This window comes from Streptomyces sp. NPDC006529, from assembly GCF_040611795.1.
Taxonomy (GTDB): Bacteria; Actinomycetota; Actinomycetes; order Streptomycetales; family Streptomycetaceae; genus Streptomyces.
Window position 1 is genome coordinate 91,852 of the sequence record NZ_JBEXPB010000005.1, and the last position, 25,177, is coordinate 117,028.

Sequence of the window (25,177 nt, forward strand, 5' to 3'; positions counted from 1 at the left end):
GCGCGTGCAAGATTCCGGATCGACGACTTCCGCCTCGCAGGTCTACCAGAAGCTGGTTCCCCGGCCGGTGCGGACCGTGGCCATGAACACCGTGCCCGTCCAGGTGCGCCGCACGCTGAAGAAGCGCCTGGACCGCGCCCTGGCCCAGCGCGAGTCCCGGCTGCACCAGCGGGCGCTGCGGCGGCTGCGGACCACGGACTTCAGCAACCTGCCCGAAGGGCGCACCAAGGCCGCGGACGGCCGGGTCGGCCACGTCCACTCCGGACTCACCCCCGACCTCGCCCGGCGCACCGACCTCGCCCTGGTGACGACCGTGCTCGACGCGGCGAAGATCCCGTGGTTCACCGTGCCCGCCCTCGACGACCGCCGGATGTGCCTGGCCGTCCCCCGCGAGCACAAGGGCGCCGTGCGGCGCGTGCTGCGCGCCCTGCTGGAGCGGCAGACGGGGTACGTGGTCTCCGTCGCTCCGGGCAAGGACGACACGGCGAAGATCCCCGGCAGCCACGTCAAGGCCTGGAAGCACTTCGGCGCGGCCCGGGTGATCCGGATCGTGTGGCTGCGCACCGACCCGACCGGCTCCCTGTGGGTGGGCGAGAACCAGGGCGTCGAGATCGAGTTCTGGGCCACGGACACCACCCGGGACGCCCCCCGGCTGGTCGGCCCCCGCCCCAACCGGGTGCAGCGGGTCGTCCCCGCCGAGGCCCCGCGGACGGTGGAGATCACCCACGACCGGCTCACCGGGTACGCCGACACCGACGCGGGCGCCGAGCCGACCCTGACCCGGGAGGGGTTCGACGTCCCGCGCGTGGAGGAGGTCACCTTCCCCGTCGACGCCGCGGTGCTGTGGTGCCACGACGAGCCGTGGGGCGAGGAACTGCTGCGCGCCACCCTGCGCTCCCTGCACCAGTACGCGCCCTGGACCGACATGGTGCACCTGCTGGCCGTCGCGCCCGTACCGCAGTGGGTACACGCGGACGACCGGCTGCGGATCGTTCCCGCCGGACCGGACGCGGAACAGCACCTGCACGCGGTGCCCGGCCTCGCCGACCGCTTCCTGTACTTCCGGCCCGGCGCCCTGCTCGGCCGCCCCGTGCGGCCGTTCGACTACTTCACCGCGCTCGGCGGGACCCGGCCCCGGCGCGGCCCGTGGACGGCCCGGGAGGCCGCGGCGCCCTGGACGGGCTGGGCGTACTCCTTCACGCAGCGCGCGGTGACCCACGGCTACGCGCCGGGCCCGCAGCCCTTCGCGCGGGAGATACTGGCCGCCGTGGCCGACGGGTTCGCCGGCCACCAGCCGCTCACCGACGGCCAGTACGCCCCCGAACTGGAGGGCACCCACCCGCTCGACGGGGTAGTCCACCACGCCGCGCACTTCTCCGGGCACGCCGAGCCCTCCGGCGAGGCCACGATCGCCGTCCACGCGGCCGTGCCCGGCGTCACCCGCTGGCTCGACCGGCTCCTCGTACGCCGCGACGCGCAGCAGATGCAGCTGTGCGGACTGGGCTCGCCCGACGCGCTGGACCACGGCGGGACCCGGTCCGTCACGGACTTCCTGCGCCGGTACTACCCGGTGCCCAGCCCCTTCGAACGGTCCCTGCCCGAGCCCCCGCCCGCAGCCGAGCCCGCCGCGCCGACCGGGTCCGCCGACCAGGACGGCTTCGGCTCCGCGTCCGCGCTGCTGGCCGGCTTCGCCTTCGAGGAGTTCGGGACCGGCACGGACACCGACGCCGACGGCTTCCGCTTCGGCTTCGAGCCCGCGTCCCCCGTGGCGAGCGCGCGCGGGGAGGCGGGCAGTCCTTCATGACCGTGGCGAACCCCGAAGCGTCCCCGGCCGTCTCCCTCTACCGCGCCGTGTTGCCCACCCGGCTGCGCCGCGGCCTGGCCCGGCGCATCCCGGCCGGGCTGCGCGCCGTGGTAAAGCGGCTGCTGCGCGGGGCCCGGTTCGGCCTCGGCCCGGCCCGCTCGCTGCGTGCGCGGCGGGCGCGCCGGCGCTGGCCCGACCTGTTCCCTACGGGCGGGGGTCTCGCCGCACCCGCCGAGGGGAGCGCCCGGATCGCGCTGGTCCGGCCCACCGCCTCGCCGCTCGGGCTGCGCGAGGCCAACCTCGAACTGGTCGTCGCCGCCCTGGAGCGGGCGGGCGTCGACCACTTCGCCGTGCGCGGCGCCAGCGACCTGCGGGCCTGCTTCGCCGTGCGCGCGGCGGACCGGCCCCGGGTGGCCGCCGCCCTGCGGGAGTGCGCGCGCCGCACACCGGTGTACGTCGGCCACGGCCCCCTGGACTCGGCGGTGGCGGCGGACGACGCGCCGCGGCCCCCGGGCCGGGTCGCGCTCGGCGGCTCGCGGCGCGGCCGGCGGATCACCGCGGCGGCCGCCGTGCTGCGCGTCGGCATGATCTGGCGAGACCCGGGAGGCACCCTCACCCTCGGCCTCGAATACGGCTGCGACCTGGAGTTCTGGGAGCAGGAGGAGGGGCGGCTGATCGCGCCCCGGCCCAACCGGGTGACCGGCAGCGTGCCCTGCGACGCGCCCCGCATCACGGTCCCCGTGAACCGGCTCACCTCCTTCGCCTCCCACCACACCCGCCGCACCCGCCACGTCCGTACCGTCGAGGCCTACGCGGCTTCCCTGCCCGAGGACATACGCTTCCCCGTCGACGTCGTCTACACCTGGGTCGACGGCGACGACCCCGAATGGCGGCGCCGCCGCCGCGAACAGGGCGGCGAGGGCTATCACGCGGAGTCCGCCAACCCCGCCCGCTACCTCAACCGCGACGAACTGCGCTACTCCCTGCGCTCGGTGGAGCAGCACGCGCCCTGGGTCCGCCGGATCTTCCTGGTCACCGACCGGCAGCGGCCGCAGTGGCTGGAGGAGGGCCACCCCCGGATCACGGTGGTCGACCACCGGGAGATATTCGACGACCCCGCGGCCCTGCCCACCTTCAACTCCCATGCCATCGAGAGCCGTCTGCACCACATCGACGGCCTCGCCGAGCACTTCCTCTACTTCAACGACGACATGTTCCTGGGCCGGCCCGTCACCCCCCGGGACTTCTTCCTGTCGAACGGCATGACCCGCGCGTTCCTCTCGCCGTCCCAGATCCCGCGCTCCGAGGTCACCCCGGGGGACCGCCCGGTGAACGCCGCGGCCAAGAACAACCGCCGGCTCCTGGAGGAGCTGTTCGGCACCACCCTCGTGCAGAAGCTGCGGCACGCCCCCTACCCGCTGCGCCGCAGCGTCCTCGCGGAGATAGAGGAGAGGTTCGCCGGACCGCACCGGGCCACCACCTTCAGCCGGTTCCGCAGCGCGACCGACCTCTCCGTCCCCTCCTCCCTCTACCACTACTACGCCTACCTGACGGGCCGCGCGGTGCCCTCGGACATCGCCTTCGCCTACCTCCCCCTGGACCGGCCCCAGATCGAGCGGCGGCTGAACATCCTGCTGGCCCGCCGCGACCGCCAGGCCTTCTGCATCAACGACACCGTCTCCGACGGCCACGACCAGGAGCGCCAGGCCCGCATGGTCCAGGACTTCCTGCGGGCCTACTTCCCCGTCCCCGGCCCCTTCGAGCGGAAGGAGTTCCACGACCGATGAAGATCTCCTTCCTGATCAACAACATCTACGGCATCGGCGGCACGAACCGGACGGTGATCAACCTCGCCGAGGCGCTGTCCGCGGACCACGAGGTCGAGATCGTCTCGGTCTTCCGCCGTACGTCCGCTCAGCCCAAATTCACCATCTCCCCCCAGGTCGCCGTGCGCGCCCTGGTGGACCTCAGACCCGGCGCCGCGGGCGCCGACCGGGGCCACCCGGACCTGGCCGGACCCACCGACGTGGTGCCCCGCCAGGAGGAGTTCCACGAGCAGTACAGCGCGCTGTCCGACCGGCGGATCATCGACGAGCTGCGCGGGACCGCGGCCGACGTGGTCGTCGGCACCCGGCCCAGCCTCAACCTGTTCGTGGCCCGCCACACCCGCGACTCCGCGCTGCGGGTGGCCCAGGAGCACATGACGCACCTGGCCATCCCGGCGGCCGTCCGGGCGGAGATGGCCCGCGTCTACGGGCGCCTCGACCTCGTCACCACGGTCACCGAGGCCGACGCCCGTTCCTTCCGGGAGCACACGCCGGTCCCCGCAGTGCCCGTGCACGCCGTGCCCAACAGCGTGCCCCGCCCCGTGGTCGCCCCCTCCGACGGCACCCGCAAGGTGATCGTCAGCGCGGGCCGCATGCACCACGTCAAACGCTACGACCTGCTGATCCGCGCCTTCGCCCGGCTCGCCCCCGACTTCCCGGACTGGCGGCTGCGGATCTACGGCGACGGGGAGGAGACGGGCGCGCTGCGCACCCTCGTCAACGACCTGGACCTCGCCGGGCGGATCCTGCTGATGGGCGGGTTCTCGCCGATCGAGTCCGAGTGGGCCAAGGGCTCGGTCGCCGCCGTCACCTCCAGCGCCGAGTCCTTCGGGATGACCCTGGTGGAGGCCATGCGCTGCGGGCTGCCCGTCGTCGCCACCGACTGCCCGGTCGGCCCCCGCGAGATCCTGCGCGACGGCGAGGACGGCTTCCTCGTGCCCAACGGGGACGTCGCCGCCATCGCCGCCGGCCTCGGCCGGCTGATGGCCGACGCCCCGCTGCGCGCCGCGATGGCCGCCGCCGCGCTGCGCAACGCCGAGCGCTACGACCCGGCCGTGATCGCCGCCCGGTACACCGCGCTGTTCGAGGAGGCCGCCGGACGCCGCGCGGCCGCCCGCTCCGGCTACCGCGGGCCGACCGCCGCCCGGCTGGGGCGCCCGCCCGGCGACAGCGCCCCGCCCGCGTCCCTGCGCAGCGCCGTCTGCCACGCCGAGGCCCCCGACGCCGGCTGGCTGAGCCTCACCTGCGACGGCCCCGCGGGCACCCGCGGCCGCGGCGCCTTCCTGCTGCGCCACCGCCCCTCCAGCGGCTCCCGGCAGCCCGACCTCACCCTGGACACCGCGCACGAGGAACTGCCCACCGGCGCGGTGCGGCACACCGCCGTCGTGCCGCCCGCAGCCCTCGACCACCTCGGCGACGGCCGGTGGCGGGTCATGCTCTCCACCGGCAAGGGGGACCCCGTCCACCTCGCGGCCGGAATCCGCGACACCCGCGGCCTCATCGACGCCCGCGCCCGCCTGCTGGACGCGCCCGGCGCCGGACCCGTCCTGTGGAACCTGCCCTACGCGCAGCCGAACGGCGCCCTCATGCTGCGCACCGTGCACCGCGAGACGCACGCGGAAGCCCGCGAGGTCCGCGTCGGCGAGGACGGGATCACCGTCTCCGGCGTGCTCTGCGGAGCGCGGACCCTGGAGTACGGGGCCCGCTTCGTCCTCGTCCGGCGCGGCCCCCACCGCAGCGAGGTCTCGCTGCCGGTGGAGGTGCTCGGCGAGCGGTCCTTCCGGATGGAACTGCCCCTGGGCCGACTGGTGGAGGACCGCCTCGCCCGCTGGGAGGACTGGGACTGGTGGCTCCAGCCGCACCCCGGCACCCGGCGCCGGGTCCGCGTCTGCCACCTCTTCGAGGACTTCCCCGACGTCCGGGGCGCCCATCCGTACCCCGCCGTCCCCCTCTCCGCCGACGACGTGTCCCGTTTCGTCGTCGTGCACCCGTCCCGGCCGGTCCGAGTCCGGCCCTACTGCTCCGTCTCCGGAGCCATGGCTATGAACGTGGTGGACCGATGAACCCGAACCGATCGATCCTGCACGTCGTCGCCCACCAGGACGACGACCTGTACTTCATGAACCCGGACCTGGTCCGCTCGCTCCAGGACGGCGACCCGGTCACCACGGTCGTCCTGACCGCGGGGGAGGGGGACGGCATCAACGCCGACACCAACGACCCCGAACGGGCCGCCTTGCCCACGGACTACACGGGCTACAGCACGGCCCGCGGCTGCGGCCTGCGCTCGGCCTACGCCCGGATGGCCACGGGCGACCGGGACAGCCCCTGGGGGCGCGAGGTCACCGAGCTGGTGCCCGGCTTCGCGGTGGAGCGCTTCACGCTCCTCGCGCACCCGACCGTGCGGATGTACTTCTGCCAGCTGCACATGGGCGTGCCCACGCCCTCCGGCGTCCGCACCCGGATGTTCGAGCTGTGGAACGGCGTCCACCCCACCCAGGCGACCGTGCCGGTCCTCGGCTCCGCGCTGACCCACGTCCAGCAGGTGTCCCGCGAGATGGTCATCGCGGGCCTGACCGCGCTGCTCGCCGAGATCCGGCCCACCACCGTCCGCACGCTGGACCCCGATCCGGAACACGACGGCGGCAAGAGCGAGTTCGTCACCTCCGACCACGTCGACCACGGCACCACCGCCGAGTTCGCGATCGCGGCCCTCGCCCGCCACCGCGACAGCGTGGAGCGCCCCCCGGTCGTCGAGTACTACCGCGCCTACGCCAACCGGTTCTGGGGCCCGAACCTGGACCGGATGGAGCTGGCCGAGAAGGCCGACTACCTGGCCACCTACATCGGCCTGGACGCCACGCACTGCCCGCAGGGCACCTGCCAGACGTGCGGCGACCGCCAGCTCGGCCCCAACCCCTACCGCAGCACCCACATGCGCAGCACCGCCTACCGCTATTCGCCGGCCACCGACTGGCTCCGGCTCGGGCCGGGCGGCCGGCTGAACGCCTTCACCGTCCTGTCGGGCCGCCTCGTGTTCTTCACCGAGACCGGCCCCGCGAGCGGCCGGTGGCAGGGGCCCTTCCCGCTCGGCGACGGCTGGCTCGCGCCCACCACGGCGGTGGCGGGGATCCCCGGGGGACCGGCCCACGTGGTCGCGCAGCGCCGCCGCACGGCCGAGGGCGGCGCGGTCGCCGTCGACCTCGTCTACACGACGCAGAACCCGGACGGCGGCGGGTTCAGCGGCTGGCAGTCGCTGGAGTCCCCGGAGTGGGTCCACCCCGACGGCCGCCGCCAGCGCGAACTCGGCGTCCCGATGGCCGCGGTGGACGGCGCGGGCCTGCTGTACGTCTTCGCCCGCAACTTCGACCAGGGCATCTCCATGCGGCGCCAGAACGCCCAGGGCGGCTGGGAACCCTGGGTCAGCCTCGGCGGCAGCTTCCTCCAGGACGCGGGCACCGCCCTCACCACCGAGTTCGGCACCGTCGAGCTGTACGTACCGGGCAAGAACTCCGTGGTCCGCTGGTTCCAGAAGGAGCAGGGCGCCCCCTTCACCCGGGACGACTCCCTGGTGACCGGACCCGTCGCCACCGGCGGCATCACCGCCGTGAACTCCGGTGGCGGGCGCACCTGCCTCTACTTCCGCGAGGCCGGCACCCAGCAGGTCATGGCCTACCGCCAGCACGACACCGGCCGCTGGCCCGGCTCGGGCGCGGGCGTCGGCGGCCACGGCGGTACGGGCGCGGTCGCCGCACTGTGGGCCCCGCAGCGCGGCGCCCGCGAGGCGCACCTGGCCCACCGCAGCTCGCGCGGCCGGCTCACCGTCTCGATGCCCGACCGGGAGAAGGACGTCGCCGGGGCCCGCTGGCGGGAGGGCGGCGAGATGTTCGTCCAGGCCCCCGCCCTCGCCCACGACGCCGCGGGCGCCGTGACCGTCGCGGTCGTCGGGACCGACGGACGGCTGCGGGTCCGCCGCCAGCTCGCCCCGGAGACGGGGAGCCCGCTGGGGCCCGTCGTGACGGCGTGAGACGGCGACTCCCGGCGGCGCTGGGACTGACCGCCGTGGCGCTCGCCGCCGCCCTGGGCTGGGCCGGCGGCGCCGCCGACGCGCCGCTGTGGGACGGCTCCGGCGAGGCGGACCCGTCCGCCGGGCCCTCCGTGGTGGTCCTCCAGTGGAACATCTGCGGGGCCGCCCACCAGTGCGCCAACCACGGCGGCACGGGCAAGGGCACCTCGGTCACCCGGCTGGTCAACGAGGTGGTGCTGCGCCACCCCGACCTGCTCGGCGTCAACGAGATCTGCCGGGGCCAGTTCGAGGCCCTCCAGGGCGCGTTCAGGGAGCGCGGCCTGCCCCTCCAGGGCGCCTACCAGCAGATGCACGGCAACGTCCCGGCCTGCGGCGGCGACAGCTCCTATGGCCTCGCGGTGTTCTCCCGCGAGGCGCCGACCGGCCCGCCGCGCTACCGCGCCTTCACCGACACCGACGGGGAGACCTACCTGGCCGCCGGCCGCTCGGAACCGGTGCGGCGCGGGCTGCTGTGCCTGCCCACCCGGGCGCGCGGCCGCGAGGTGACCTTCTGCGGGGCGCACGCGGGGACCGCCGACAGCCAGCTGAAGGAGCTCCAGCGCTGGTTCGCCGACCCGGTCGCCTTCCCTTCGGCCCTGCCCGTGATCCTGGCGGGCGACCTGAACCAGCAGCCCAACGAGGCCTCCCTGGCGGGGCTGTACGGCCACACGCGCGGCGAGAAGGACCAGCACGACCCGGACGGGCGCTTCCTGGAGGCGGACGAGCGCAACCGGCGCTGGTTCAAGATGGGCGGGACCGGGGGAGTGCGCTGCCAGGACCCGGCGCCGGCGCGGTGCCGCAACGGCGCGCCCACCGCGGACGATGGCCGCAAGATCGACTACATCTTCGCCACCGAGGCCCACTTCACCGCGCCCCGGGCCGCGACGGTGAAGGTCCAGGAGTCCGACCACGTGCTGTACGAAGGCGTCTTCCAGTTCAAGCAGTAACGATTCGGCGGGGTACGCGGAACGGCGGGCGGTACGGGGTGACCCGTACCGCCCGCCGTCGTCGTGCGGGGTGTGTCCGGCGTTACGCCGGGACGCTCGCCACGCCGGGGGCGAGGAACTTCTTGCCGTTCACCCGCTCCGAGACGCCCTCGCGGTCCAGGTACGGCGTGACGCCGCCCAGGTGGAAGGGCCAGCCCGCACCGGTGATCAGGCAGAGGTCGATGTCCTGGGCCTCGGCCACGACACCCTCCTCCAGCATCAGACCGATCTCCTGCGCGACCGCGTCCAGGACGCGCCTGCGGACCTGCTCCTCGGTCAGCACGCTGTCGCCCTGGACGAGCAGCGCGGCGACCTCGGGGTCGAGCTCCGGCTTGAAGCCGTTCTCGGCGTTGTAGACGTAGAAGCCGCGCTTGCCGGCCTTGACGACGGCCGCGAGGTTCGGCGAGACGGTGAAGCGCTCCGGGAAGGCGCGGTTCAGGGTCTCGGAGACGTGCAGACCGATCGCCGGGCCCACGAGCTCCAGCAGCACCAGCGGGGACATCGGCAGGCCGAGCGGCTCGATGGCCTTCTCGGCGGTGGCCACCGGGGTGCCCTCGTCGATGACGTTCTGGATCTCGCCCATGAAGCGGGTGAGGATGCGGTTCACGACGAACGCCGGGGCGTCCTTGGTGAGGACCGCGGTCTTCTTCAGCTTGCGCGCCACGCCGAAGGCCGTCGCCAGCGAGGCGTCGTCCGTCTGCTCGCCGCGGACGATCTCCAGCAGCGGGAGGATCGCGACCGGGTTGAAGAAGTGGAAGCCGACCACGCGCTCCGGGTGCCGGAGCTTGGAGGCCATCTCCGAGACCGACAGCGAGGAGGTGTTGGTGGCGAGGATCGCGTGCGCCGGGGCGACCGCCTCGACCTCCGCGAACACCTTCTGCTTGACCGACATCTCCTCGAACACGGCCTCGATGATGAAGTCCGCGTCCGCGAAGCCCTCGGCCTTGTCCAGGACGCCCGTCACCAGGGCGGTCAGCCGGTTGGCCTTGTCCTGGTTGATGCGGCCCTTGCCGAGCAGCTTCTGGATCTCGGCGTGGACGTAGCCCACGCCCTTGTCCACGCGCTCCTGGTCGATGTCGGTGAGGACCACCGGCACCTCCAGGCGGCGCAGGAAGAGCAGCGCCAGCTGCGAGGCCATCAGGCCCGCGCCGACGACGCCGACCTTGGTGACCGGGCGCGCCAGGTTCTTGTCCGGGGCGCCGGCCGGGCGCTTGGCGCGCTTCTGGACCAGGTTGAAGGCGTAGATGCCGGAGCGCAGTTCGCCGCCCATGATGAGGTCGGCCAGGGCTGCGTCCTCGGCGTCGAAGCCCTTCTGCAGGTCCCCGTCCTTGGCCGCTTCGATGATCTCCAGCGCGCGGTAGGCGGCCGGGGCCGCGCCGTGCACCTTGGAGTCCGCGATGCCGCGGCCGCGGGCGACCGCCGCGTCCCAGGCCTCGCCGCGGTCGACCTCGGCCCGTACGACCTCGGTCTCGCCCTTGAGGACCTTCGCGGTCCACAGGAGCGACTGCTCCAGGAAGTCCGCGCCCTCGAACAGCGCGTCCGCGATGCCGAGTTCGAAGACCTGCTTGCCCTTGAGCTGACGGTTCTGGTTCATCGAGTTCTCGATGATCACCGAGACCGCGCGGTCGGCGCCGATCAGGTTCGGCAGCAGGGCGCAGCCGCCCCAGCCGGGAACCAGACCGAGGAAGACCTCGGGCAGCGAGAAGGCCGGGATGGCCTTCGAGACGGTGCGGTAGGTGCAGTGCAGACCGACCTCGACACCGCCGCCCATCGCCGCGCCGTTGTAGTAGGCGAAGGTGGGGACGGCCAGCGCGGCGAGGCGCTTGAAGACGTCGTGGCCGCCCTTGCCGATGGCGAGCGCCTCGTCGTGCTTCTTGAGCAGCTCGACGCCCTTGAGGTCGGCGCCGACCGCGAAGATGAACGGCTTGCCGGTGATGCCCGCACCGACGATGGAGCCCGCGAGGGCCTCCTGCTCCAGCTGGTCGATCGCCGCGTTCAGGTTGGCGAGGGACTGCGGGCCGAAGGTGGTCGGCTTGGTGTGGTCCAGGCCGTTGTCCAGCGTGACGAGCGCGAAGCGCCCGGCGCCGAACGGCAGGTCGAGGTGGCGGACGTGCGCCTGCGTGACGACCTCGTCCGGGAACAGCTCGGCCGCGCCCTTCAGAAGCTCAGTGGTGGTGGTGCTCACTTGCTGCCTCCGTCGAAGTGCGGGTTCTCCCAGATGGTCGTCGCGCCCATGCCGAAGCCGACACACATGGTGGTCAGGCCGTAGCGGACGTGCGGCTGCTCCTCGAACTGGCGGGCCAGCTGGGTGAGCAGGCGGACGCCGGAGGAGGCGAGCGGGTGACCGTAGGCGATCGCGCCGCCGTACTGGTTGACGCGGGCGTCGTCGTCCGCGATGCCGTAGTGCTCCAGGAAGGCCAGCACCTGGACGGCGAAGGCCTCGTTGATCTCGAAGAGGCCGATGTCGGAGATCGACAGGCCGCCCTGCGCGAGGGCCTTCTCGGTGGCCGGGATCGGGCCGTAGCCCATGACCTCGGGCTCGACGCCCGCGAAGGCGTAGGAGACCAGGCGCATCTTGACCGGGAGGTTGTTCTCGCGGGCGAAGTCCTCGGAGGCGAGGATCGAGGCGGTGGCGCCGTCGTTGAGACCGGCGGCGTTGCCCGCGGTGACGCGGCCGTGGGTACGGAACGGCGTCTTCAGGTTCGCCAGGTTCTCCAGCGTGGTGCCCGGGCGCATCGGCTCGTCGGCGGTGACCAGGCCCCAGCCCGTCTCGCCGGCGTCCGGGTTGGTGTTGCGCACCGAGACCGGCACCAGGTCCTGCTGGATCTTGCCGTCGGCGTACGCCTTGGCGGCCTTCTCCTGCGAGCGCACGGCGTACTCGTCGGCGCGGAGCTTGGTGATGGCGGGGTAGCGGTCGTGCAGGTTCTCCGCCGTCATGCCCATGAAGAGGGCCGACTCGTCGACCAGCTTCTCGCTGACGAAGCGCGGGTTCGGGTCCACGCCCTCGCCCATCGGGTGGCGGCCCATGTGCTCGACGCCACCGGCGATGACCACGTCGTAGGCACCGAAGGCGATGGAACCGGCGGCGGTCGTCACGGCCGTGAGCGCACCGGCGCACATGCGGTCGATGGAGTAGCCCGGAACCGACTGCGGGAGGCCCGCGAGGATGCCGGCCGTGCGGCCCAGCGTCAGGCCCTGGTCGCCGATCTGGGTGGTCGCGGCGATGGCGACCTCGTCGATCTTGGCGGGGTCCAGGTCCGGGTTGCGGCGCAGCAGCTCCCGGATCGCCTTGACGACGAGGTCGTCGGCCCGGGTCTCGTGGTAGATGCCCTTCGGGCCCGCCTTGCCGAACGGGGTGCGGACGCCGTCGACGAAGACGACGTCCCTGACGGTACGAGGCACGATGGCTCTCCTCCAGGGTGCGGGGTGGCACTGCTGCGCGGGGGCGCCTCCATCATTGCTGAGCGCCCGCTCACCTGCCCCATGCTACTTGCGGGTAACCCATGTGGACACCCCCACCCGAAGGAGCGGCGAAGGTCACACTCCGCCGGGCGCGCTCCGGGTCGCGGGCCCCCGGCCCGTCCGGTGTCCGACGCCCGCGGTACGGGCGCCAGGGCCCGCGGGACCACCCGGGGCGGCGGGCAGGGGGCCCATGGCGGCGGCCGGCCCGGCCGAGGACCGCCACGCGTCCCGGACGAAGGCGTACCGCCCCACCCCGAGACCGCGCAGGGCCGGGCCGTGGTCCACGGCGACCACCGCCGCCCCGGCCGCGAGCAGCGCCCGCCAGGCCGGGGCGGCCGCCCGGCGGACCGGCCGGGGGAGACCCGCCAGGCCCTCCCGCAGGCGCAGGCAGTGGAACGGCACGTGCCGCTCCTCGTCCGCCAGGATCCGCCCCGCCACCTCCGACGCCAGCGGATCCGGACAGCCGTCGCGCACCGCCCGGTAGTACCGCAGCGCCACCACCTCGGCCACCATCAGCACCAGCAGCTCCACCCGCAGGCCCAGCAGCCGCCGCAGGCGGACGAACGCCGCGTCGCTCCAGTGCCCCTCCAGCGTCCCCGCGCCGCCCGCGGCCAGCAGCAGCGCCAGCATCCGCGCGTGGTTCTGCTCCTCCGCCACGAAGAGCCGCACGGCCTCGGTGTACGCCGCGTCCCCCGCCCGCCGCGCCTTGGCCGTCAGTGCGGCGCCGTCCCCGTCCTCGCCGATCTGGAACCGCTGGAGGCTGCGGACCAGTGCGGGATCCAGCACGGCGCCCCGGCCCCACGCCGGATCGCCCACCCGGGCGCGGCGCTCCCGCTCGGCCTCGAAGTCCCGTACCCATGCCTCGTACCCGGAATTGATCATGTTCAAAAAGCTAGCCGCTTTTGAGCATGTTCAAAAGACGTCGGGTGCCGGCTGTTGCGGAACCGGGACAGGGGGGAGCGGGGGCGAAGGCCTCGGGCCGGGGGCGCGCGGCCCCGCACAACGCGGAACCCCCGGTCGCCGGGACCGGGGGTTCTCGGGTGCGCGCGGGATGCCGGCGGGCTGTCAGGCGGTGACCGCCAGGGCCTCCACCAGGGCCGGGGTGACCTGCTCGATCTGCCAGGGCCGGGCCCCGTAGGAGCCCAGCGCCCGGGCCACCGAATCGGCCGACACCTCGACGGGCGGCTCCCAGCACAGCCGCCGGACGCTGTCCGGGGCGATCAGGTTCTCCTGCGGCAGGTTCAGCCCCTCCGCCAGCGCGGAGACGGCCGTCCGGGCCGCCGAGAGCCGGGCCGCGGCGTCCGGGTCCTTGTCCGCCCAGGAACGCGGCGGCGGCGGACCCGCCGGGGTGGCCCCGGGCTGCGGCAGCTGGTTCTCGGGCAGCGCCTTCGCGCGGTCCACGGCGGCCATCCACTGCTCCAGCTGGCGCCGGCCGACCCGCTGGCCGTACCCGGGCAGGGTGGACAGCTCCTGCACGTTGAGGGGCAGCGCGAGGGCGGCCTCGACGATCGCCGTGTCGCCCAGAACCTTGCCCGGGGATACGTCACGTCGCTGGGCGATCCGGTCGCGGGCCTCCCACAGTTCGCGGACGACCGCCATCTGACGGCGGCGCCGCACCTTGTGCATGCCGGAGGTGCGCCGCCAGGGATCCTTGCGCGGCGGAGCGGGCGGGGCGGCGGCGATGGCGTCGAACTCCTGGTGCGCCCAGTCCAGCTTGCCCTGCCGGTCGAGCTCCTCCTCCAGCGCGTCGCGCAGGTCCACCAGCAGTTCCACGTCCAGGGCGGCGTAGCGCAGCCACGGCTCCGGCAGCGGGCGGGTGGACCAGTCGACGGCGGAGTGCCCCTTCTCCAGGGCGTAGCCGAGCACGCCCTCGACCATCGCGCCGAGCCCGACCCGGGGGAACCCGGCCAGGCGCCCGGCCAGTTCGGTGTCGAAGAGGGAGGTGGGGACCATGCCTATGTCCCGCAGGCACGGCAGGTCCTGGGTCGCGGCGTGCAGGATCCACTCGGTGCCGGACAGCGCCTCGCCCAAGGACGAGAGGTCCGGGCAGCCGACGGGGTCGATCAGTGCGGAACCGGCCCCTTCGCGCCGCAGCTGCACCAGGTAGGCGCGCTGGCCGTAGCGGTACCCGGAGGCGCGCTCGGCGTCGACGGCCACGGGTCCCGTGCCCGCGGCGAAGGCCGCGACCACCCGGGCGAGCGCCTCTTCGTCGGCGACCACGGGAGGGATGCCCTCACGGGGTTCGAGCAGCGGGATGGGCAGCCCGTCGGACGAAACCTCGTCGTCCGGGGGGCCGCCCCCGGTGGTGGTGCGCAGGTGTGCTGCGGTCTCTTGGGCGTCGGTCACCGCTCAAGGGTATCCGTGGATGCGACGAGCCCGTCGCCGGAACGTTCCGGCGACGGGCTCGACGGGTGGGGGCGAACGCTCCCCCGGGTGCCCCGGGGCGCCGCCCGGCGGTCACCGGGGGCGTGGGCGGGGGGTTCCGGGTACGGGGTCAGTGGATGATCCCGGTCCGGAGTGCGACGGCGACCATCCCGGCCCGGTCGCCGGTGCCCAGCTTGCGGGCGATCCGGGCGAGGTGGGACTTGACGGTCAGGGCGGACAGGCCCATCGAGACGCCGATGGCCTTGTTGGACTGGCCCTCCGCGACGAGGCGCAGGACCTCGACCTCGCGGCCGGAGAGCTCGCGGTAGCCGCCCGGGTGGCTCGGGGCACCCGGGGGGCGGCGGTGCATCCGGGCGGCGGCCGCGCCGATGGGCGCGGAGCCGGGCCGGCTGGGGAGCCCGATGTTGGTGCGGGTTCCGGTGACGACGTAGCCCTTGACTCCGCCCGCGAGGGCGTTGCGTACGGCGCCGATGTCGTCGGCGGCGGACAGGGCCAGGCCGTTGGGCCAGCCCGCGGCACGGGTCTCGGAGAGCAGGGTGAGACCGGAACCGTCGGGCAGGTGCACGTCGGCCACGCAGATGTCGCGCGGGCTTCCGATGCGGGGGCGGGCCTCCGCGATGGACGAAGCCTCGATGACGTCACGAACCCCGAGGGCCCACAGGTGGCGGGTCACGGTGGAGCGGACGCGCGGGTCGGCCACGACAACCATGGCCGTCGGCTTGTTCGGGCGGTAGGCGACCAGGCTTGCGGGCTGCTCGAGAAGAACGGACACCAGGCCTCCTGAGGGAGTGGCGAGTGGGTTCGGGCCGGGGAAGGAGCCGGGTACCCACCGTGCGGATGGTCACTCACTCCTTCGGCACGTCACCCGCCCGGCTTTAGGGAATGATCACGATTTGGTGAGTAACAATTCGGGCAATTCGGACGAGCGATCGATCAAGGGGCGATCAGAAGGCCGCAACGGTTGCCCCGTTCCGACCGCCCGCCGCGGGCGCCGAGGGGGTACCGGGGGCCTCCTAAGGTGCCGCGAAAGCCCCGTGCGCAAGGCCCGCGGGGCCGCGCGACAGGGCCGTCCGGCCCCTTCCCTACGGGTGGTGCGGACCGCGGCGCTGTGGCAGGGAGACGACACCCGTGTCCACGGGCCCGGTCGGGGGCAGACCCGCGATCTGGCACAGCAGATCGCACCAGGCGGCCAGGTGGGCCCCCGTGTCCGGCACGCCGCCCACCCCCTCGCGGGGCGTCCACGAGGCTCTGATCTCGATCTGGGTGGCGGGCCGCCGCTCCGCGAGGCCGCCGAAGTAGTGCGACCCGGCCATGGTCACCGTGCCGCTCGGCTCCCCGTAGGCGAGCCCGCGCGCTTCCAGCGCCCCGGTCAGCCAGGACCAGCACACCTCGGGCAGGAGCGGATCGGCCGCCATCTCCGGTTCGAGCTCCGCCCGGACCAGCGTCACCAGCCGGAAGGTCCCCTGCCAGGCGTCGTGCCCCGACGGGTCGTGGAGCAGGATGAGGCGGCCGTCGGCGAGGTCGTCCTCGCCGTCGACGACCGCGGCCTCCAGCGCGTAGGCGTGCGGAGCGAGCCGCTGGGGCGGCTTCGTCGGGTCGATCTCGATCCCGGACCGCAGCCGCGCCTTCTTCAAGCCGTCGACCGCCCGCCGGAACGGGAGCGGGACGGAGCTCTCCTTCGCGCTGTCCACACCGTCAGCGCCATCTGAAAATCGTCCCTGAGCCGCAGCCATGCGGGGAAGACTAGGCGCAGCGGGCGCCCGTACGGCGCAGGGACACCCGCGCCGGGCCGGGCACTTCGTCATACGTGCGAAGATTTGGGTCGTGAGCGCCAACGACAGCCCGCAGGGCACGCCGAGTCAGACGTACGATTCCGCCTTCCTGAAGGCCTGCCGCCGCGAGCCGGTGCCGCACACGCCCGTGTGGTTCATGCGCCAGGCGGGGCGCTCGCTCCCCGAGTACCGCAAGCTCCGCGAGGGCACGCAGATGCTGGAATCCTGCATGCGGCCCGACCTGGTCACCGAGATCACGATGCAGCCGGTGCGGCGCCACGGGGTCGACGCGGCGATCTTCTTCTCCGACATCGTGGTCCCGCTCAAGGCCATCGGCGTCGACCTGGACATCAAGCCGGGCATCGGCCCGGTCGTCGCCCAGCCGATCCGCCGCCGCGAGGACCTCGCACAGCTGCGCGACCTCACCCCGGAGGACGTCTGGTACGTCACCGAGGCGATCGGCATGCTCACGAGTGAACTCGCCGGCACGCCGTTGATCGGTTTCGCCGGTGCGCCGTTCACCCTCGCGAGCTACCTCGTCGAGGGCGGCCCGTCGAAGAACCACGAGCACACCAAGGCCCTGATGTACGGGGACCCGGAGCTGTGGGCCGACCTGCTCGACCGGCTCGCGGAGATCACCTCCTCCTTCCTGAAGGTCCAGATCGAGGCGGGCGCCTCCGCCGTCCAGCTCTTCGACTCCTGGGTCGGCGCGCTCGCCCCGGCGGACTACCGCCGCTCGGTGATGCCGGCGTCCGCGAAGGTCCTGGAGTCCGTGGCCTCCTACGGGGTCCCGCGGATCCACTTCGGTGTCGGCACGGGCGAGCTGCTCGGCCTGATGGGCGAGGCCGGTGCGGACGTCATGGGCGTCGACTACCGGGTCGCGCTCGACGAAGCGGTGCGGCGGGTCGGGCCCGGCAAGGCGCTCCAGGGGAACCTGGACCCGGCGGTGCTCTTCTCCACTCCGGAGGCCGTCGAGGCCAAGACGGACGAGGTCCTCGCGGCGGCCGCCGGTCTGGAGGGCCACATCTTCAACCTGGGCCACGGGGTCCTCCCGACGACCGACCCGTCGGCCCTGACCCGCCTCGTGGACTACGTCCACACCCGCACGCAGCGCTGACCCTCGCGGGTGGCGGGCGGATTCACCGCCGCGCCGCTCCCGGGGCTCAAACGCCGGCGAGGCTGGATTCGGCTGAGGCCGCCTTTCAGCCCGTCCGGCGTTTGAGGACGTCTGTTCAGCCCCGCCGGCGTTTGAGGCGCGGGGTACGGGGCGGAGCCCCGGGCGGGGACGGCCGCTACACCCCCGCCGCCCGCACCGCGGACACGGCCTTGCGGGCCGCCACCAGGACCGGGTCCCACACGGGAGAGAACGGCGGGGCGTAGCCCAGGTCCAGGGACACGACCTGATCGACGGTCATGCCCGCGGTCAGGGCGACGGCCGCGACGTCCACCCGCTTCGCCGCCCCCGCCCCGCCCACGATCTGGACGCCCAGCAGCCGGCCGGTCCGCTGCTCGGCCAGCATCTTGACCGTCATCTCGGCCGCCCCAGGGTAGTACCCGGCCGTGTTCGTCGAGCGGATCGTCGAGGTCACGAACCGCAGCCCGACCTCCCGCGCGTCCCGCTCCCGCAGGCCCGTCCGGGCGATCTCCAGGTCGCACACCTTGCTCACCGCCGTCCCCACCACCCCGGGGAAGGTCGCGTAGCCGCCGCCGACGCCGGAGCCGATGACCTGGCCGTGCTTGTTGGCGTGGGTGCCCAGCGGGATGTGCCGGGTGCGGCCGGAGACCAGGTCCAGGACCTCCACGCAGTCCCCGCCGGACCAGATGTCCTCGTGTCCCCGGACCCGCATCGAGAGGTCCGTCAGCAGCCCGCCCGACTCCCCGAGCGGCAGCCCGGCCGCCCGGGCCAGGGCGGTGCGCGGCTCCACGCCGAGGCCGAGCACCACGACGTCCGCCGGGTACTCGTCGCCCGCCGCCGTGGCCACCGCGCGGGCCCGGCCCGCGTCGTCGGTGAGGATCTCCGTCACCTCGGCCCCCGACACCGTGGTGATCCCCATCGCGTTCATCGCCCGGTGCACCAGGCCGCCCATGTCCGGGTCCAGGGTGGCCATCGGCTGCTCGCCCCGGTGCAGGACGGTCACCTCGAAGCCCCGCAGGACCAGGGCCTCCGCCATCTCCACGCCGATGTACCCCGCGCCGACGACCACCGCCCGGCGGACGTCCGTACGCTCCAGGGTGTCCATCAGGCGCTGGCCGTCGTCCAGGGACTGGACGCCGTGCACGCCGTGCGCGTCGATCCCGGGGAGCCGGGGGCGGACGGGCCGGGCGCCGGTGGCCAGGACCAGCCGGTCGTAGCCGGTCCAGGATTCGGACCCGGAGTCCAGGTCCCGGGCGCGGACGCGCCGGCGGGCCAGGTCCAGCTCCACCACCTCCGTCCGGGTGCGCAGGTCGATCCCGCGCGCCCGGTGCTCCTCCGGGGTCCGGGCGATCAGCTCGTCCCGTCCGCCGACGGCGCCGCCGATCCAGTAGGGGATCCCGCACGCGGAGTACGACGTGAAGTGCGACCGCTCGAACGCGACGATCTCCAGCTCCGCCGGGCCCTTGAGCCGCCGGGCCTGGGACGCGGCGGACATCCCCGCCGCGTCGCCGCCGACCACCACCAGTCGTTCCGTCGCCGCCATCGTCCCTACCGTCCCTCCGCCGCCCTGCAGGTCGGGAACACGCTACGGCCGAACGGACGTTCAGCCCGCCACGCGGGCCTGCGGGTCCGCCGCGTCCCCGGCCCCCGTGTCCACCGCGTCCCGGGCCTCCGGGGACGGCGCGGCCCCGGGCGCCGGGGCGCGCAGCCGACGCAGCACCCGCAGGCCGAGGACGACCAGCGCGGCCGCCGCCGCGAACGGCAGGACCGCCCCGAGCGCGAGCACGAGCCAGCGCAGCACCGTCGTGAACACCGACCACCCGCCGCCCAGCGCGTCGGTGAATCCCGCCCGGTCCGCGTTTCCGGCCCCCGCGGCCTGCCGCGGCTGCGCGACCTGGAGGGTGATCGTGCCCAGCGTGGTCTGGTCCTTGAGCGCGGTCTGCTGCGCGAGCAGCGACTCCAGATCGGACTGGCGGCGGCTCAGTTCGCCCTCCAGCAGCACCACGTCGCTGAGCGCCGAGGCCTTCTCCATCATCTCCCTGACCCGGACCACGCTCGCCTGCTGGGACTTCACGCGGCTGTCGACGTCCGCGACCTTCTGTGTCACGTCCACCGCCTCGACCGTGCGGCCGCGCAGCGTCCCGGCGCCCTCCAGCGCCGTGAGGACCGCGTCGAACCGCTCGGCGGGCACCCGCAGGGTCATGGTCGAGGTCAGTGCCCCGTCGGCCTCGCGCCGAGTGCTCTCGGCGCCGACGAACCCGCCCGCGCCCTCGGCGGCGGACCGGGCCCCGGCCAGGGCCCGCTGGGCCTGCGCCGTCTCGATCGCGAGGGTCGCCGTCCGGATGACCTGCGGGCGCACGGTCACCGGCTGCTTGGCCTGGTCGGCCGGGGCGGAAGGCGCCGGTGCGGCGGCGCCCGGGGCGCCCTCCGCGTCCTGCCGGGCGGGCGCGGGCGCCACCGCCGCCTTGTCGTCCTTGGCGCCGGAGTCGGCGGAGGCGTCGGAGGACCGGGCCGCACCGCCGCAGCCGGTGAGGGCGAGCGCCGCGGCCAGGGCCAGGGCCAGGACCGCCCAGGCCGCGCCCGACCGGCGCCGCCGGTGCGGCGGCCGGTCCTGTCCGCTGTGCCGTGCGCCGTGTCGCGTTTCACGGTGTGTGCGCATCGCTGGTCCCCCCGGGGCTCGGCTGGTGTCCGCCCTTCGACGCGCCCGGAGCCGCCCGGGTTTCGCCGACGGGTCCCGGGCCGGTCCCGATGAGGTCACGGTCCGGCGTCGGTGATCGGTCTGAGACGATGTGTCCATGCAGGAAGCGGACACGAGTACGCACGGGCGCACGGGCTCCGGCCCCGGGACCCCCGGCCACGCGGTGGTCATCGGCGGCGGCATCGCCGGACTCGCGGCGGCCCACCGGCTGCTCGCCACCGGCGCGCGGGTGACCGTACTGGAGGCCGGTTCCCGGCTCGGCGGCAAGCTGTACGCCGGGGAACTCGCCGGCCTCCCCGTCGACCTCGGCGCCGAATCGGTGCTCGCCCGCCGCCCCGAGGCCGTGGAACTGGCCCGCGCCGTCGGCCTCGGCGACGCCCTCCAGGCTCCCGCCACCGCCACCGCGAGCCTGTGGACCCGCGGCGCCCTGCGCCCCATGCCGCGCGGCCACGTCATGGGCGTCCCCGGCGACATCGGCCCGCTGGCCGCCTCCGGCGTGCTCTCGCCCGAGGGGCTCGCGAGGATCTCCGCCGAGGCGGACCTCGCGCCCGCCGACCCGGGCGAGGACGTCGCCGTCGGCGCGTACGTCGCCGCCCGGCTGGGCCGCGAGGTGGTGGACCGGCTGGTGGAACCGCTGCTCGGCGGGGTCTACGCCGGGGACGCCTACCGGATCTCGATGCGCGCCGCGGTTCCCCAGCTCTTCGAGGCCGCCCGCACCCACCGCTCGCTCGGCGACGGCGTCCGCGAGATCCAGCGCCGGGCCGCCGAGGGCCCGCAGGCCGCCGGGCCCGTCTTCGCGGGCATCGAGGGCGGCATCGGGCGCCTCCCGCTCGCCGTCGCCGACGCCTGCCGGGCCGCCGGGGCGCGGATCCTGACGGGAGCGCCCGTGCGCGAACTGCTGCGCACCGAAACGGGCTGGCGCGTGGTGACCGGCGGCGCCGGCTCCGCCCCGGCCGAGGTCATCGAGGCCGACGCGGTGGTCCTGGCCACCCCCGCCGGGCCCGCGGCCGGGCTGCTGGAGCGCCTCGCGCCCGCGGCCGCGAGCGAGCTGCGCGGGGTCGAGTACGCCTCGATGGCCCTGGTCACCCTGGCCTTCCGGCGCGCCGACCTGCCGCCGACGCTGACCGGCAGCGGGTTCCTGGTGCCGCCGGTGGACGGCCGGACCATCAAGGCCTCGACCTTCTCCAGCAACAAGTGGGCCTGGTCGGGCGCCGATCCGGAGTTGTTCCTGCTGCGCACCTCCGTCGGCCGGCACGGCGACGAGGCGGTCCTGGAGCGGGAGGACGCCGAGCTGGTCGGTGTGTCGCTCGCGGACCTCGGCGACGCCGTGGGCCTGGCCGCGCGCCCCGTGGCCTCGGCCGTCACCCGCTGGAACGGCGGACTCCCGCAGTACCCCGTCGGGCACCTGGACCGGGTCGCCCGGATCCGGACGGCCGTCGCGGCCCTGCCCGGGCTCGCCCTCTGCGGGGCGCTGTACGAGGGCGTGGGCATTCCGGCGTGCGTCGCGAGCGCCCACCGGGCCGCCGACGCGGTGGCCGCCGTACTGCCCGCGGCGGCCCCCGCGGGCGCGTTCGGCACCCCAGGCACAGAGCACTGATCAGGACACGGGACAATAGGCACATGACTGCACCAGAGAAGATTCCCAACGCGGGGAAGAAGGCGAAGGACCTCAACGAGGTCATCCGCTACACCCTGTGGTCCGTCTTCAAGCTGAAGGACGTCCTCCCGGAGGACCGCGCCGGTTACGCCGACGAGGTCCAGGAGCTGTTCGACCAGCTCGCCGCGAAGGACATCACCGTCCGCGGCAGTTACGACGTCTCCGGCCTGCGCGCCGACGCGGACATCATGATCTGGTGGCACGCCGAGACCTCGGACGAGCTGCAGAGCGCCTACAACCTGTTCCGCCGCACCAAGCTGGGCCGCGCGCTGGAGCCGGTGTGGTCGAACATGGCCCTGCACCGCCCGGCGGAGTTCAACAAGTCGCACATCCCGGCCTTCCTGGCCGACGAGAACCCGCGCGACTACGTCAGCGTGTACCCCTTCGTCCGCAGCTACGACTGGTACCTGCTGCCCGACGAGGACCGCCGCCGCATGCTCAAGGACCACGGCATGATGGCCCGCGGCTACCCGGACGTGCGCGCCAACACCGTCGCCTCCTTCTCGCTGGGCGACTACGAGTGGCTGCTCGCCTTCGAGGCCGACGAGCTGTACCGCATCGTCGACCTCATGCGCCACCTGCGCGCCTCCGAGGCCCGCATGCACGTCCGTGAAGAAGTGCCCTTCTACACCGGACGCCGCAAGTCCGTCGCCGATCTGGTGGCCGGGCTCGCCTGATACCTCCCCTGGGGGGAAGGACCGGAGGACAGCGCGTCCAGACCGACGCGTGCTTCCGGGGATCGGGAGGCCCTGCCCCCGAATCGACGCAGCCGGAGATCCCGCCCGGAAGTTCAGACGACAGGCGGCAGCGGCACCCTGCGGGTGCGCGCTGCCCGGTCGTCCAGCGACACCGGTGCGGGCTCCGGATGCGGCGCGCACGTGACGCGCCGTCCCGCCGTGTCACCCGTCAGCAGATACCGCTCCACGTGCCGGTCCACGCAGTCGTTGCGTCCGCCGACCACGCCGTGGGTACCGGCCCCCGCCTCCGTGACCAGCGAGGCCCGCGGGCCGAGGCGTCGCTGGAGTTCCAGGGCCCCCGGATAGGGCGTTGCCCCGTCCCGCTCCGCGGCCACCACGAGGGTCCGCGGCAGCGCCGCAGCGCCCGCCCCGCCCGTGCCCACCTCCACCGGGCGCTGCCGCCGCGCGGCGGCCGGCCAGGACGCGCACGGCAGGTTCAGGAAGGCGTTCGGCCAGGTCTCGAAGGGGGCGGTGCGGGCCAGCTCGGTGTTGTCGCGGTCCCAGGTCGCCCAGTCCGCGGGCCAGGGCGCGTCGTTGCACAGCACCGCGGTGTAGACCGCCCGCGCGTTCTCGTTCGCCGCGGCCGCCGCCGGGTCCGGGCCCGCCTGCTCGACCAGCGGCCCGGGGTCTCCGCGCAGGTAGGCGCTGAGCGCGGCCGCCCGCTGCGGCCAGACGTCGTCGTAGTAGGCCGCCTTGAGGTACGCCGCCTGCAGTTCACCGGTGCCGACCACGCCGCCCGCGGGCGCGCGGGCCACCCGCGCCCGGACCTTCTCGTAGCTCGCCCGGACCGCCTCGGCGGTGCCGCCGAGGCGGTAGACGTCGTGGTGGCGGGCCGCCCAGGCGCGGAAGTCGGCCCAGCGCCGCTCGAACGCCGGTGACTGGTCGAGGTTGTCGCGGTACCAGATCCGCCGCGGGTCCGGGTCGACCGCCGAGTCGAAGACCAGCCGTCGCACATGCCGCGGATACAGCGTCGCGTAGACCGCGCCGAGGTAGGTCCCGTACGAGGCCCCGTAGAAGTTCAGCCGTTCGTCGCCGAGGGCGGCGCGCAGCACGTACAGGTCGCGGACGTTGTCGAGGGTCGTGTAGTACGGCAGCGCCGCGCCCGCCCGTCGCGCGCAGCCCCGCCCGTACTCCTCGGCGGCCGCGAGCCGCTCCTTCTTGTACGCCTCGGAGGGCCGCTCCGGGACCTGGGTGGGCCCCTGGGGCCGGGCGGCCGGGTCCTGGCAGGAGAGGGGGGCCGAGCGCCCGACCCCGCGCGGGGCGTAGCCGACCAGGTCGTAGGCGGCGGCGACGCGCCGCCACTCGGGCAGGTCGGCGACGAGCGGGAAGTACATGCCGGAGGCGCCGGGGCCGCCCGGGTTGTGCACGAGGGAGCCCTGCCGGGCGGCCCGGCCGCCGGTCGCGGCGATCCGGCTGACGGTCAGCGCGATCTGCGGGCCGTCGGGGCGGGCGTAGTCGAGCGGCACGCGCAGCAGGGCGCACCGGACGGGATCCGCCAGCCCCTCGCTCGCGGGGCAGGGGCCGAAGGCGGGGCGGTGCGCGGCGACCCGGCGGGCGACGGTCTCGGCCCCCAGGCGCCGGGCGCGCTCGGCCGGGGACTCCGCCGGGGGATCGCCCGCCGGCGTGCCCGGCGTGCCCGGCGCGTCGGCCGTGGAGGCCGAAGTGTCGGCCGCGGCGCCCGGGGTGTCGGCGGCCCGGGCCGGAGCCACGGGGACGCAGAGGGCCAGGGAGAGGACCGCCGCGGCGGCCCCGCGGCGTGCGCGCGTCGTTGCCATGGCGGCCCCTGTCCTTTCATCGGATCAGCTGATGGGACGTCAGGGCGGCCCGGTTGTACAGGATCACGGCCGGGTGTCGCGCTCAGTACCTCCCTTGCCGCGGCAGCGTCGCCCGGTCGCCGCAGGACAGCGCGGCCCGCAGCTCCGGATCCGCGACGGCGCGGATCCCGCGCACGGCGACGGCCACCAGCGGCTCGTCGCGCCCGCGCTCGCGGTCCAGCGCCGTGAGCAGCCGCTGTCCGGCGGGGGACGCCCAGGAGGAGTACGGGTGGGACTCGAAGCGGGCGATGCCCAGGCAGCCCAGGGTGAGGACCAGCGGCAGCGCGAACCCGCACAGGATCAGGGCCGGGGAGGTGGCGCCGGGTACCGCGAGGGAGGCCGCGGCCAGCACGAGGATCAGCGCACCGGCCCCGCGCACCGCCCCCACCCCCGCGGCGACGCCCGCCCGGGCGCCCCCGGGCAGGGCGAGGCCCGCCGTACCGAGCCGCTCCGCGAGCGCCCGTACGGCCCCGCCCCCGGCCACGGCGCTACGGACGGCCTCCACCGGTGCCTGCCCGTCGGGCCCGCACGCGGCGAGCACGCAGCGTTCCAGCGGATCGCGGCCGGCCGGGTCCAGCACGGTCGCCCAGCCGGTACGGCTCAGCAGCAGGCTCCGCCGGGCCTCCAGGGAGAGCATCGCCAGCTCGGCGACCCGCCGGGGACCGCCCGCCAGGTAGGCCGCCTCGTACAGGCCCAGCCCGTCGTAGCGGTGCGCGGGGGCCCCGCCGGGGGCGGGCTCCGCGTCGCCGGACGCGGCTGCGAGGAGACGGGCGCAGGACAGCAGCGCCCCGGCCCAGGCCGTCAGCAGCAGCGGGATCCAGAACACGGCCGGACG

Annotated in this window: 18 protein-coding genes; 8 read left to right on the plus strand and 10 right to left on the minus strand. The window is 74.6% G+C overall.

From position 1 onward, the window contains the following. Positions 1–4: 4 nt before the first annotated feature. Genes ABZY31_RS06445 through ABZY31_RS06465 form a run of 5 tightly spaced genes read left to right on the plus strand, consistent with a single transcriptional unit; the run spans position 5 to position 8,643 of the window. Entirely contained in the window at positions 5–1,804 is a 1,800-nt protein-coding gene (locus ABZY31_RS06445; RefSeq protein ID WP_356405440.1) for a sugar phosphotransferase, read from the plus strand. Further along, on the plus strand, positions 1,801–3,591 hold the full coding sequence (locus ABZY31_RS06450) for a stealth family protein (RefSeq protein ID WP_356405442.1): 1,791 nt from the start codon (positions 1,801–1,803) through the stop codon (positions 3,589–3,591). Before ABZY31_RS06445 ends, ABZY31_RS06450 begins: the two co-directional genes overlap by 4 nt. Then, positions 3,588–5,693, plus strand: coding sequence for a glycosyltransferase family 4 protein (locus tag ABZY31_RS06455; protein ID WP_356405443.1), 2,106 nt, complete (start codon positions 3,588–3,590; stop codon positions 5,691–5,693). Before ABZY31_RS06450 ends, ABZY31_RS06455 begins: the two co-directional genes overlap by 4 nt. Beyond that, the gene (locus tag ABZY31_RS06460) at positions 5,690–7,657 is read left to right on the plus strand and encodes a hypothetical protein (protein ID WP_356405445.1); all 1,968 of its coding nucleotides are present in this window, start codon (positions 5,690–5,692) and stop codon (positions 7,655–7,657) included. Before ABZY31_RS06455 ends, ABZY31_RS06460 begins: the two co-directional genes overlap by 4 nt. Further along, positions 7,654–8,643: an endonuclease/exonuclease/phosphatase family protein gene (locus tag ABZY31_RS06465; RefSeq protein ID WP_356405447.1), complete on the plus strand. Its 990-nt coding sequence runs from the start codon at positions 7,654–7,656 to the stop codon at positions 8,641–8,643. Before ABZY31_RS06460 ends, ABZY31_RS06465 begins: the two co-directional genes overlap by 4 nt. Before the next feature lie 82 nt (positions 8,644–8,725). On the opposite strand, the gene ABZY31_RS06470 is transcribed toward ABZY31_RS06465, so the two are convergent. The 6 genes from ABZY31_RS06470 to ABZY31_RS06495 form a co-directional block, all read right to left on the minus strand. Next, positions 8,726–10,867, minus strand: a complete 2,142-nt coding sequence (locus ABZY31_RS06470) for a 3-hydroxyacyl-CoA dehydrogenase NAD-binding domain-containing protein (protein ID WP_356405449.1) — start codon at positions 10,865–10,867, stop codon at positions 8,726–8,728. Continuing rightward, entirely contained in the window at positions 10,864–12,084 is a 1,221-nt protein-coding gene (locus tag ABZY31_RS06475) for an acetyl-CoA C-acyltransferase (RefSeq protein WP_356405451.1), read from the minus strand. The genes ABZY31_RS06470 and ABZY31_RS06475 overlap by 4 nt, the downstream gene beginning before the upstream one ends. A gap of 135 nt (positions 12,085–12,219) precedes the next feature. Continuing rightward, complete coding sequence (locus ABZY31_RS06480; protein ID WP_356405453.1) at positions 12,220–13,026, minus strand: ferritin-like domain-containing protein; 807 nt, start codon at positions 13,024–13,026, stop codon at positions 12,220–12,222. Between the two features lie 183 nt (positions 13,027–13,209). Continuing rightward, positions 13,210–14,490, minus strand: coding sequence for a ribonuclease D (locus tag ABZY31_RS06485; protein WP_356405455.1), 1,281 nt, complete (start codon positions 14,488–14,490; stop codon positions 13,210–13,212). 148 nt (positions 14,491–14,638) lie between these two features. Further along, complete coding sequence (locus ABZY31_RS06490; protein WP_283449916.1) at positions 14,639–15,301, minus strand: response regulator transcription factor; 663 nt, start codon at positions 15,299–15,301, stop codon at positions 14,639–14,641. 310 nt (positions 15,302–15,611) lie between these two features. Then, positions 15,612–16,262, minus strand: a complete 651-nt coding sequence (locus ABZY31_RS06495; protein WP_356405457.1) for a DUF3000 domain-containing protein — start codon at positions 16,260–16,262, stop codon at positions 15,612–15,614. A 91-nt stretch (positions 16,263–16,353) separates the two neighbouring features. Here ABZY31_RS06495 and hemE point away from each other — a divergent pair, with 91 nt between their 5' ends. Then, complete coding sequence (gene hemE, locus ABZY31_RS06500) at positions 16,354–17,418, plus strand: uroporphyrinogen decarboxylase (protein WP_356405459.1); 1,065 nt, start codon at positions 16,354–16,356, stop codon at positions 17,416–17,418. A 175-nt stretch (positions 17,419–17,593) separates the two neighbouring features. On the opposite strand, the gene ABZY31_RS06505 is transcribed toward hemE, so the two are convergent. Both ABZY31_RS06505 and ABZY31_RS06510 read right to left on the minus strand, forming a co-directional pair. Beyond that, positions 17,594–18,979, minus strand: coding sequence for an FAD-dependent oxidoreductase (locus ABZY31_RS06505; protein WP_356405461.1), 1,386 nt, complete (start codon positions 18,977–18,979; stop codon positions 17,594–17,596). 60 nt (positions 18,980–19,039) lie between these two features. Next, positions 19,040–20,095, minus strand: coding sequence for a DUF4349 domain-containing protein (locus tag ABZY31_RS06510; RefSeq protein ID WP_356405463.1), 1,056 nt, complete (start codon positions 20,093–20,095; stop codon positions 19,040–19,042). Positions 20,096–20,231: 136 nt separating this feature from the next. On the opposite strand from ABZY31_RS06510, the gene hemG reads away from it, so the two are divergent. Next, entirely contained in the window at positions 20,232–21,731 is a 1,500-nt protein-coding gene (gene hemG / locus ABZY31_RS06515; RefSeq protein WP_356405465.1) for a protoporphyrinogen oxidase, read from the plus strand. A gap of 23 nt (positions 21,732–21,754) precedes the next feature. Beyond that, positions 21,755–22,468, plus strand: coding sequence for a hydrogen peroxide-dependent heme synthase (gene hemQ, locus ABZY31_RS06520; RefSeq protein WP_330333270.1), 714 nt, complete (start codon positions 21,755–21,757; stop codon positions 22,466–22,468). A 113-nt stretch (positions 22,469–22,581) separates the two neighbouring features. On the opposite strand, the gene ABZY31_RS06525 is transcribed toward hemQ, so the two are convergent. Together ABZY31_RS06525 and ABZY31_RS06530 are read right to left on the minus strand one after the other, a co-directional pair. Continuing rightward, positions 22,582–24,303 carry an alpha/beta fold hydrolase gene (locus tag ABZY31_RS06525; protein ID WP_356405467.1) on the minus strand — a complete coding sequence of 574 codons (1,722 nt, stop codon included), beginning with the start codon at positions 24,301–24,303 and terminating at the stop codon, positions 22,582–22,584. Positions 24,304–24,385: 82 nt separating this feature from the next. Then, a complete protein-coding gene (locus ABZY31_RS06530; protein WP_356405469.1) occupies positions 24,386–25,168 on the minus strand; it encodes a TIGR04222 domain-containing membrane protein in 783 nt (260 codons plus the stop codon). Positions 25,169–25,177 lie beyond the last annotated feature (9 nt).